General features: G+C 71.5%; 7 protein-coding genes. 2 read left to right on the forward strand and 5 right to left on the reverse strand.

Annotated elements, in window-relative coordinates; genetic code table 11:
• The 4 genes from D7Y13_RS30715 to D7Y13_RS30730 all read right to left on the reverse strand — a co-directional run.
• The coding region (locus D7Y13_RS30715) for an ABC transporter permease (RefSeq protein WP_167508792.1) at positions 1-583 on the reverse strand (583 nt) is incomplete at its 3' end.
• Between the two features lie 27 nt (positions 584-610).
• On the reverse strand, positions 611-1837 hold the full coding sequence (locus D7Y13_RS30720; RefSeq protein WP_120585601.1) for an ABC transporter permease: 1227 nt from the start codon (positions 1835-1837) through the stop codon (positions 611-613).
• 161 nt (positions 1838-1998) lie between these two features.
• Positions 1999-3972: a lysyl oxidase family protein gene (locus D7Y13_RS30725; protein WP_233595919.1), complete on the reverse strand. Its 1974-nt coding sequence runs from the start codon at positions 3970-3972 to the stop codon at positions 1999-2001.
• Positions 3973-4186: 214 nt separating this feature from the next.
• Positions 4187-6211, reverse strand: coding sequence for a lysyl oxidase family protein (locus D7Y13_RS30730; RefSeq protein WP_120585598.1), 2025 nt, complete (start codon positions 6209-6211; stop codon positions 4187-4189).
• 250 nt (positions 6212-6461) lie between these two features.
• Between D7Y13_RS30730 and D7Y13_RS30735 the strand changes: the two genes are divergently transcribed.
• Positions 6462-8261 (forward strand): MDR family MFS transporter, encoded by a 1800-nt coding sequence (locus D7Y13_RS30735; protein ID WP_120585600.1) that lies wholly within the window; start codon positions 6462-6464, stop codon positions 8259-8261.
• A 13-nt stretch (positions 8262-8274) separates the two neighbouring features.
• On the opposite strand, the gene D7Y13_RS30740 is transcribed toward D7Y13_RS30735, so the two are convergent.
• Positions 8275-9798 (reverse strand): M20/M25/M40 family metallo-hydrolase, encoded by a 1524-nt coding sequence (locus tag D7Y13_RS30740; protein ID WP_120585597.1) that lies wholly within the window; start codon positions 9796-9798, stop codon positions 8275-8277.
• Between the two features lie 280 nt (positions 9799-10078).
• Between D7Y13_RS30740 and D7Y13_RS30745 the strand changes: the two genes are divergently transcribed.
• Positions 10079-11068, forward strand: coding sequence for a hypothetical protein (locus tag D7Y13_RS30745; RefSeq protein ID WP_120585596.1), 990 nt, complete (start codon positions 10079-10081; stop codon positions 11066-11068).
• Positions 11069-11161 lie beyond the last annotated feature (93 nt).

Consider the following 11161-nt stretch of genomic DNA (forward strand, 5'->3'; position numbering starts at 1 on the left):
GGCGCTTGAGCGTGCCCACCACCTGGAAGGTGCGCCCCAGGATGCGGAACTCACGCCCCAGGGGGTCCATGCCCGGATACAGCGTGTCCGCCAGGTCCGCGCCAATCACCGCCACCCGCCGCCCGTCCACCGTCTCCGCGTCCGTGAAGGGCCGCCCGGTGGCGATGCTCACCGCGTTCGTCTGGAAGTACCCCGGCGTGCCCGCCCACACGTTCACGTTGGCGCGCGACTCCCGCTCCGACGTGGACGCCTTCTGGCCGCCCTTGGAGTCCTCCGCCGCCGCGACCTCGATGGAGGGCTGCAAGCGGATGGCGTCCAGGTCCGCGTAGGTGAAGCGCGGCCGGCGCGCCAGCTGCGCCGCCGACAGGTCTCCCTGGCCGAAGGGCAGCCGCTGCACCTGGAAGCAGTTGGCGCCCAGGTCCGACAGCTGGTTGTTCACCTGGTTCTTCAGGCCCTCGATGAGCGACATCATCGCCACCACCGTGGTGACGCCAATGACGATGCCCAGCAGCGTCAGGAACGAGCGCAGCGGGTTGGAGCGGAACGTGCCGAACGCCAGCCGCACCGTGTCCCAGAATGCCATCCACATCGCCGGTGTCTCCTTGCTGCGTCAGTCGTGGCGGAGTGCTTCCACCGGATCCAGGTTCGCCGCGCGCGCCGCCGGCCAGATGCCGAACAGCAACCCCACCACGGCGGAGAAGCCCACCCCCGCCGCCACCGTCACCGGATCCACCCGGGCCGCCAGCGGCGTCAGGTAGTTCACCAGCCACGCGAGCCCCATGCCCACCGCGGTGCCCAGCGCGCCGCCCACCGCGGACACGCTGGCCGCCTCCATCAGGAACTGGATGATGATGGTGTGCTTGCGCGCGCCCAGCGCCCGCCGGACGCCAATCTCCCGCGTCCGCTCGCGCACCGACACCAGCATGATGTTCATGATGCCGATGCCGCCCACCAGCAGGGTGATGAGCCCCACGCCCGTCGCCGCGCCGTAGAGCGCGCCGGTGAGCTGGTTGTAGATGCCGGCCAGTTGATCCGGCCGGTTGATGGCGAAGTCGTCCGGCGCGCCGGGCTTGGTGCTGCGCTCGCGGCGCAGCGTCTCCGTGAGCCGGTCCTGCACGACGGGGATGCTCTCCTGCGCGTCCACCGCGAGCACCAGGTGCGGCGAGCGCTTGTTGCCGAACTGCCCCATGAACGAGGGGTACGGCAGCATCACCACCATGTCCACGTTCTGCCCCAGCACCGTGCCGCGCTCCACGATGGTGCCGATGATGCGGTAGGGCCGCTTGTCCACCAGGACGCGGTGGCCCACGGGGTTGATGCCCGGAAAGAGCACCTTCTGCACCTCCGAGCCAATCACCGCCACCGCGGAGCGGTTGTCCACGTCCGCGTCGGTGAGGAAGCGCCCCGACGCCATCTCCACGGAGGAGGTCAGGGTGTAGTCGGGGCTGGTGCCCATGGTCTGCACGGAGTTGAGCTTGCGCTCCTGGAACGACACCTCCGCGTTCTCGAAGTACATGGGCGCCACCGCCACCACGTGCTCGGACGCGCCCCGGATGGCGGGCACCAGGTCCAGCGTCAGGTCCTTGCGGTTGCGGTACTCCCACCAGTCCCCGTTCATCACCCAGGGGAACTTGGAGATCTGCAGGGTGTTGGAGCCAATCTTCCCCAGCTGCTCCGCGAACGAACTGTTCAGCCCCTGGATGATGCCCACGATGGCCAGGAGCGTGCACACGCCCACGCCAATGCCCACCGTGGTGAGCACCGTGCGCAGCCGGTTGGAGCGCAGCGAGGACAGCGCGATGCGCGCCCCCTCCCACACGTCGACCCGGAAATTCACCTGGACCACCCCTTTGACCGCGCTGGAAGCCGCGCGGCCCACCGCACCGGGAAACCCCGGCGGGCGGGCCGCGTCAGGCACTCTACGCCCGGGAGGGCCGCCCATTGCACGCGGCCTTCACGCGGAGGGGTTCAGGCCCCGGGTTTCCCGGGTTTATCGCCTCAGGGCAGCACGGTCACCGTGTCGCCAGCGAGGCGCACCTTGACGGTGACCTCGTTGGGCAGCCGGTCGTCCTCGTTCACGACGATGTGGTTCTCATCCACGCCCACGCGCACGGTGTAGTCGCCGTCCGGCGTGTCGGTGACGTCCAGCCACTGGCAGGGCAGGTCGGAGGTGTAGACGTCCGACCAGCCGGGGGAGATGCCCGTTCCCGGGTCGTACCAGGAGTACGGGACGCCATCCGCGCAGTACTGGGTGTAGTCAATCATGTAGAAGCCCTGCTTGCGGCCCACCGCGGTGGAGGTGCCCGAGGCGTCGCGCAGGTCGTAGCCCGCGAAGTTCACCAGGTGGTGGTGCTGGTGGCACTCGTCGAAGACGAAGAGCTCCGGCCGCTCCTCCGGCGAGGGCACCACCAGCGGGCCGTTGCCCATGTTCATGATGGAGGTGGTGAAGCGCAGCAGGCGCCGCTCGCCGCCCGCCGGCACGCAGCCTTCGCGCACCTCGCACGAGTCCTGCGCGAAGGTGCGGCGCTCCACGTACAGCGTGCGCGCGAGCACGTCCCGGTCCACCGTCAGGTCCGGCCTGCCGTTCACCGGATCCACCGCGAGGTTGCACGCCTTCGTGGGCGCCAGCGCGGGCGCGGGCTCCGTGGAGTCCGGCACCGCCCCGCCCCCGAACACCACCACCCGGCCCGGGAAGCGCGAGCCGTCCAGGTCCGGCGGCAGGCCCACCACCAGGTCGTCATGGCCGTCCCCGTCCAGGTCGCCCGCGGCCGCCGCGCCCAGGTAGGTGTTGCCCAGCGCCGTGCGCGGGTCGAGCCGGTTGGCGCGAGGCCACGCCCACACCGGCTCCAGCGGACCGGACACGTTCGCCGTGGGGCGGAAGAGGTACACGCGGCCCAGCGCGGTGACGACGAAGTCATGGCCCGTGCTCCCCGCCGCCATGGAGCCCACGGGGACGACGCCCTGGCTGAACGAGAGGTAGATCTGCCCGAAGAGCGAGAAGGCCGCGTCGTCCATCACCTGCCACGCGGGCGTGGGGGAATAGCCCTGGAGCGAGGCGTCGGACAGGTGCAGGCGCTGGCTGCCATCCAGGAGCATGAAGCCCTCCGGGCGGCCGTCGCCGCTCAGGTCGGGCAGGGCGTGGAAGCTCTCCGCCCTGCCCGTCCACACCGGCTGCGTCGTCAGCGGCCCGGTGCACGCACGCGCGCTGTCCGCCTTGCAGCCCAGGAAGAGCTCCGCCTTGAAGTCATCATGGGTCACCACCAGGTCCTGCGCGCCGTCCCCATCCGTGTCGCCCGCGGGTCTCGGGGTGCCGGAGCCGGACAACGTGCGCACGGAGGCGAAGGGCCCCTCCGCGGCCCCTGGCGTGGAGCGGTACACGGTGAGTTGCCCGTCGAGGGTGGAGACGACGAGGTCGTCCTTCCCGTCCCCATCCACGTCCAGCAGGTGCGCGCCGTTGAAGCGGAGGGTGGAGGAATCCGGCACGCGGAACAGCGGCTGGGCCAGGACCTGGGACAGGTCCGGACCGCCCTTGAACACGCTCACGCCGAAGGTGGAGAGCACGAGCACGTCCGCGTACGCATCCCCGTCGATGTCGCCGGTGGTCGCGGTGAGCTTGGCGCCGGAGGTGCGCGGGCTGGGATGCACCCACGTCATCGTCGTGGTGATGGGCACCTGGGAGAAGTAGCGCTCCTCTCCCGCGTACACCGCCACGCGCCCTGAAGACTCGGTGCTGGAGCAGGGCCCGGACGTCACCAGCAGGTCCTTGCGCCCATCCCCGTTGAGGTCACCCAGCGCCACGGTGCGGCCGAAGCACTCCTTCGGGTTCAGGCCGTCGCCTTCCACCTGCCAGCGCGGCGTCTCCGACAGGGTGGGCTCCACCGGGCTGCCCCCATCGGGCTGGGGCTTCGGGTCGTCCTTGCAGCCCGTGAGGGACAGCAACACCATCACCGCGCAGACCCGCGTGCTTCGCATCCGCATTCGTCATGCCCCCGGGGCCCAGGACGCGGCCGGCCATCCAGCGCGCAAGACCCACGGGCCCCCTCCAGCATAGGTCAGGTCCCCGCCCCAATGGCTCTCAAATCCAGACGTCTGGCCAAAGGGTATTCCCGCACCCATGCCCCGGCGCAGCGACAGGAAATGGCCGTGGCGCGCGAGCGTGCGCGCGCCACGGCCCCTTCCGTCCGGCTCAGGGCAGCACGGTCACCGTGTCACCGGAGAGGCGCACCTTGACGGTGACCTCATTGGGCAGTGTGTCTGCCTCGTCGATGATGTGGTTCTCATCCACGCCCACGCGAACGGTGTAATCGCCATCCGGCGTGTCGGTGACGTCCATCCACTGGCAGGCGGTGTCCGCGGTGTAGACGTCCGACCAGCCAGGGGAGATGCCGGTGCCCGGGTCGTACCAGGCGAACGCGCTGCCATCCGCGCAGTACTGGGTGAAGTCCACCAGGTAGAAGCCCTGCTTGCGCCCCGCCGCGGTCTCCGTGCCGGACGCGTCGGTCAGCGAGTAGCCGGCGAAGTTCACCAGGTGGTCATGCCCGTGGCACTCGTCGAAGACGAAGAGGTCCGGCCGCTCCTCCGGTGAAGGCACCACCACCGGCGCGCTGCCCATGTTCATGATGGAGGTGCTGAAGCGCAAGAGGCGCCGCTCGCCTCCCGCCGGCACGCAGCCCTCACGCACCTCGCACGAGTCCTGCGCGAAGGTGCGGCGCTCCACGTACAGCGTGCGCGCGAGCACGTCCCGGTCCACCGTCAGGTCCGGCTTGCCGTTCACCGGATCCACCGGGAGGTTGCACACCTTCGTGGGGGCCATGGCGGGGGCGGGCTCCTCCAGGTCCGGCACCGCGCCACCGCCGAACATCACCACCCGGCCCGGGGCGCGGGTGCCGTCCTGCTCCTGCGGCAGCCCCAGCACCAGGTCGTCATACCCGTCCGCGTTCAGGTCTCCAGGACTGGCCACGGCAGGGCTGACGAAGCCCAGCATCGTCTGGGGAAGGAGGCGGTTGGCCCGAGGCCACGCCCACACCGGCGCCAGGGAGCCGGACACGTTGGCCGTGGGACGGAAGAGGTACGCGCGGCCTATCCCGGTGAGGACGAAGTCGTGGCCGGTGCTCCCCTCCGCCATGGAGCCCACGGACGTGGCGCCCCCCAGGATGGGGAAGGCCGCGTCGTCCATCACCTGCCACGTGGGCAAGAACGCATACCCCTGGACCGACGCATCCGACAGGTGCAGGCGCAGGCTGCCGCGCAGGGACGCGAACAGCTCCGGACGGCCGTCCCCGCTCACGTCCGGCAGCGTCCTCAAGGACTCCGCGGTGCCCGTCCACACCGGCGCGGTGGTGAGGGGCCCGGTGCAGGCGCGCGTGCTGTCCGCCTTGCAGCCCAGGAAGAGCCCCTGGCCATTCTCCTCATCCACGAGGCTCGCGAACAGGTCCTGGGCGCCGTCCCCGTCCGTGTCCCCCGCGGGCGTCAGGTACCCGGAGAACACGCGCACGTTGGTGAAGGCGCCCTCCGCCCCGCCGGGGGTTGAACGGTAGACGGTGGTGCTTCCGGAGAAGGTGGTGACGAGGAGTTCATCCTTCCCGTCGCCGTCCAGGTCCCGCAGGAGGGCGGCGCTGAAGCGCGTGGCGGAGGAGTCCGGCACGCGGAACAGCGGCTGGGCGAACACCTGGGACAGGTCCGGTCCGCCCTTGAACACGCTGACGCCGTAGTAGCTCTTCACGACCACGTCCGCGTAGGCATCCCCGTCGATGTCACCCGTGGACAGCCCCATCAGGTAGCCCGACGTTCGCGGGCTGGGGTGCACCCACGTCATCGTCGCGGCGACGGGCACCTTCGAGAAGTCTTGCGCCGCTCCCGCGTACACCATCACGCGGCCAGGGTCCGTCACGGTGCTCTTGCAGGGCGGGGACCCCACGAGCAGGTCCACGCGGCCATCGCCGTTGACGTCGCCCAGCGCCAGGCCCCGGCCGAAGCACTCCCTGGGGTTCGTGCCGTCTCCCGCCACCTGCCAGCGCGGCGTTTCGGAGAGGGTGGGCCCGGCGGTTCCGGCGTCGGGGATGCCGCCGTCATCGGGGGAGCCCGCGTCGATTCCCGCGTCCGGCGCGCCCGCGTCCGGCGTGCCCGCGTCCGGCGAGGGTTTCGGGTCTTCCCTGCAGCCCGTCACCACCGACAGCACCACGGCGCAGGCCAGCACTCCAGGGATCCGCATGTGTCACTTCCTTGGGGAGACACGACCACCGGCCCGGCGCGTCCGAAGAGGAAAAGGTCCGGGAGGATAGAGCCGCTCCCCGGCGCCCCGGAAATGGCCCTTGTCCGCTGGACGCCACCCGCACGCCTGCCCTCGAGGGCACTTGACCGTCCCGCCGCCAGGAGGGCAGCCGGGCAGCCGGAGCGTGGCCAAGTCCCTGCGACGTCCCCAGGTTTCGCGCGGGCAGCGCGAGGGCGTGGGCCCGCCTGACATGGCAGACACCATCGCAGACACCGCCCCGGGACTTCGCGCCGACGCCGCCCCGGCCTCCGAACGGTTCAGCCGCTCGCAGAAGGCGTTCACGCTGGCGGGGGCGCTCCTGGGCCTGCTGCTGGCCGCGCTGGACCAGACCATCGTCGCCACCGCCGGCCCGTCCATCCAGGTGGACCTGCGCATCGCGCCGGAGCACTACCCGTGGCTCACCACCGCGTACCTGGTGGCCTCCACGATGATGGTGCCGGTGTGGGGCAAGCTGTCGGACCTGCTGGGGCGGCGCGCGGTGCTGGTGGCGGGCATCGCCGTGTTCCTCACCGGCAGCTTCCTGTGCGGCGCGGCCCGCTCCACGCTCGTGCTCATCCTCTGCCGCGCGGTGCAGGGCCTGGGCAGCGCGGCGCTCTTCACCGGGTCGCTGGCGGTGGTGGCGGACCTGTTCCCTCCGCGCGACCGGGGCAAGTACCAGGGTCTGTTCGGCGCGGTGTTCGGCCTGTCCAGCGTGATTGGCCCGCTGGCCGGCGGCTTCATCACCGACGCGCTGGGCTGGCACTGGGTGTTCTTCATCAACCTGCCGGTGGGCGCGCTCGCGCTGGCGCTCATCCTCTTGCGCATGCCGCCGCTCAAGCCCGAGGGCCTGCACGGAGGCCGGTTGGACATCCCGGGCGCGGTGGCGCTGGCCCTGGCGGTGGTGCCCCTGCTGCTCGCGCTCAGCCTGGGGCATGGGGCATCCGCGCCGCGCGCGGGCGGGTTCGCGTGGGGGTCCGCGCCCATCCTCGGGTTGTTCGCGCTGTCGGCGGTGGCGGGCGGCCTCTTCATCTGGCGGGAGCGCCGCGCGAAGGAGCCGCTGTTGGATCCGTCCCTGTTCCGCCTGCGCGCGTTCTCCGCGGGCAACGCGGCGGTGTTCACCATTGGCGCGGTGTTCCTCGCGTCCGTCACGTTCCTGCCGCTGTTCATGGTGAACGTGGTGGGGCTGTCGGCGACGCACTCCGGGCTGACGCTCACGCCGCTGACCCTGGGCGTGGTGGCCGGCAACGTGCTGTCCGGACAACTGGTGTCGCGGCTGGGGCGCTACAAGACGCTGATGGTGGGCTCGCTGCTGTTCCTGATGGTGGGCTTCGCCATCATGGCCTTCACGCTGACGCCCGACTCCAGCCAGGCCGAGGTGACGGTGAAGATGGTGCTCGTGGGCCTGGGCCTGGGCCCGTCCATCCCGCTGTACACCGTGGCCGTGCAGAACGCGGTGCCGCCCCAGCGCATCGGCGTGGCCACGTCCGCGACCACGTTCTTCCGGCAGCTGGGCATGACGGTGGGCGTGGCGCTGCTGGGCACCGTGTTCGCGGGCACGCTGGGCCGGGAGCTGACGACGCGCACGGAGCGGGCCACGCAGGGGCTGCCCCAGGACGTGCGCCAGGAGCTCCAGGCCTCGTCGTCCGGAGGTCTGGGCGGAGTCCTGGGTGGAGGCCAGGGCGGCGAGGCCGCACCCTCGGGCAGCCCGTTCCATCCCGAGCAGGTGAAGGCGAAGCTGCGTCAGGGCTTCGCGGAGGAGCGGCGGCAGGCCTCCCAGGTGCTGCAGGGCACCGCCGAGGCCCGCGCCCACGCGAAGCTGGATGCGAACGAGGCCCGCGCGCTGTCCACCGTGGACCAGCTGGAGCGCGCGCTGAAGGAGTCCTTCACCCGCGCGACGATGGCGGTGTACCGCTTCGCCATCTTCGTCGCGCTGGCGGCCCTGTTCGTCACGCTGCTGCTGCCGGAGATGCCCCTGCGGCGCGGCGCTCCCCGGCAGGCCGTGGTGGAGTAGCCAGAAAGCCCGGCTACTTCTTCGCCGGGGGCGGAGCGTCGGGCTCCGGCGCGGTGGGCCGCGCGAGCACGCCCGGCTCCTCCGCCAGCGCGTACGCCACCCACGTCACCGCGGCGGTGCTGCGCGCCAGCTCCTGGGGATCCACCTTGTCCAGCGTGTCCGCCATGGAGTGGTGCACGTCGAAGTAGCGGCTGCTGTCCACCCGCACGCCCACGAAGGGCACGTGCGCGGGCTCCATGGGGCTCAGGTCCGCGCCCGTCGCGTGGCCCACCATGAACGTGGCCGCGTCCACGCCTTCCAGCGGCGCAAGCCACGGACGCAGGAGGTCCTCCCCGCCCGGGCCCGCGTGCAGGCTGACGCCCAGCGGCCGGCCACCGCCCGAGTCCATCTCCAGCGCGGCCACGTGCTTGGGCAATTCCTTCGCATGGGCCTGCGCGTACGCACGGCCTCCGCGAAGGCCGTTCTCCTCGTTCATGAACAGCACCACGCGCACCGTGCGCCGGGGCGCCTGGGGCAGCTTCGCGATGAGGCGCGCCGCCTCCATCACCATCACCACGCCCGCGCCGTCGTCGTGCGCGCCCGTGCCCACGTCCCACGAGTCCAGGTGCGCGCCCAGGAGCACCACCTCGTCCGGCTTCTCCCGGCCCCGGATCTCCGCCACCACGTTGGACGAATCCGCCTCCGGCAGCTCCGAGCACCCCAACACCAGACGCACCTTCACCGCCCCGCCCTGGAGCATCCGGTGCAGCGTGTGCGCGTCCTCCACCGACACCGCCGCCGCGGGCAGCCGCGTGTCGCCCTCGTCGAAGCGCGTGGCGCCCGTGTGCGGCGTGCGCAGCGACGCCGTGGACAGCGAGCGCACCAGCGCGGCCACCGCGCCCTGCTTCGCGGCCGCCGCCGGCCCCCGGCTCCTCAGCCCGGCGAAGCGGCCGTAGTCCGCCGCCTCCGCCATGGCGTGGTTGAAGAAGACGATCTTCCCGCGCGCCCTCTCCCCCAGCGCCGTCAGCTCCTCCAGCGAGCCCACCTCCACCACCTCCGCGGTGAGCCCCTCCGGCGGCGTGGGCGCGCTGCCCCCCAACGCCAGCAGCGACAGCGGCAAGCCCCGGGTGCGCTCGGAGGCGACGATTTCACCGTGCTCCTCGCCGCGCACCCAGCGCGGCACCTTCACCGGCTCCTTCCACGCCTTCACCCCATCCGCCTTGAAGGAGCGCAGGGCCCACTGCACCGCGGCCTCCGCGGACTCGGAGCCCGACAGGCGCGGGCCCACGCCGTCCGTCAACTCCGCCAGCCGCGCGTACGCATGGCCTTCCTTGAGCGCGGGCTCCATCAGCCGTCCCGCCGTGGCCTGCCGCGCGGCGCTCAGGCCCTTGCCGCCAGCGATGGCAGGCGATGCGGAGGGCTTCGCGGGCGCGGGGGAGGACACCCCCGGAACCTGGGGCGCATGGGGCGCGGCGGCGGGGGACTGGGAAGCGGGCGCCGCGGAGGTCAGCAGTCGCAGGGCCAGCGAGACGGGCAGGACGAAACCAGAGGTGGACACGCAAATCCTCGAACGTACTTGAGAGGAAGGCGGAGGCCGGAAGTCCCAGGGGCCACCGCGCGCCGAGAGGGGGAACGCGGCGCGCGGGGCTCAACTGGGACGTCACGCACCGGTTCCGCGGTTGGGGAACGCGAGGCCCGGTACATACGCCATCTTCCAAGAAGAAGAGGACGTGCGTGCATTCTTTAAAGAAATTCCTCGCATCGTCAAGGCGTGAAGTGAGCATTGCGACCCCCGAACGATGTGAGTGTTCTCAAGTCTCCGCTACGCAGGAAGTCCCATGGCACCCACTCCTCCCTGGCAACCCGACGCATCCTGCCAGAGCCTGGAGGCCCTGGGAGAACACCTGGCCACCCGTGATTTCGGTCGGTTGGAGGATGAAGCGCTGCTTTCGCTGCTGCTCGCGGTGAGCGGCAGGGACTTCACGCGGGACTTTCGTGAGGAGTTTGGCGCGGAGGATGACTGGACGCAGGCATTAGGACAGACAGCGCGCGCGGTCAGTCATGCTTTCGATTTCCTCCGCCATGACGCGGCCATTGCCCACCTGAGCCTCCTGCCGCGGCCGGACGTGCTGCCCCTGCTGTGCCGCTTCTTCCACCTGCACCCGCGACCACCGGCCGCCGTGCGCGAGCGGCTGTCCCACTGGCTGTGGCAGCGCGCCCTCTTCGACACCGAGCGTTCGTTTCCCGACGATGAGGCGCGAGCGAGCCTGGCCCTGCTCACCGACGATGCGGACGCCACCGTGCGCGCGCTGCTCGAGCGCGTGGGCCCGCCGTCCCCGCGCGGGTGGGAGCGCTATTCGCAACCCGGCATGGCGGGGCTCGCGTCGGTGGCGGACCGGGTGGAGGCCAACGCGCTCTTGGCGCTGCGTCCCCGGCACCTGCTCACCGGCGCCGTCCTGGAGCCCGGCCCGCTGCTGGAGACGCAGGGCGCGGTCGCGTTCCTGCCGCTGTTCCCCACGTCCCCTCCGGGCCTGGCCACGGCCCCCGGGCTGGGAGACTCCCTGCTGCTCACCCTGGCCAACCAGCTCTTCCACCCCGTGCTCGCGCCGGGCATGACGCTGCTGGGCCTGGTGCGCACCGGGGCCCCGCCTCCCGCCGTATTCCCCAGCCATGCGCTGTCGCCCGAAGCCCTGGCTGCCCTGCGTCGGAGCGACGCGCCTGGATTCCTGGCCCACCGGCGGGATGTGCTCGTGACCCACATCCGGGCCTTCATCCAGGCGCGGACGGGCGCGGACGCCCAGGAAGAGACTCCGACTCCGGAGGAATGAAGCGCCTGGAATTCTCCGTTGCCCACCCCTGAGGAGCCGGGCCACAGTTCCGCCGCCGACGGTCGTCCCCCGCCCCGGCCCCCCAGACATGAG

Origin of the sequence: Corallococcus praedator (assembly GCF_003612125.1) — a bacterium.
Taxonomy (GTDB): Bacteria; Myxococcota; Myxococcia; order Myxococcales; family Myxococcaceae; genus Corallococcus; species Corallococcus praedator.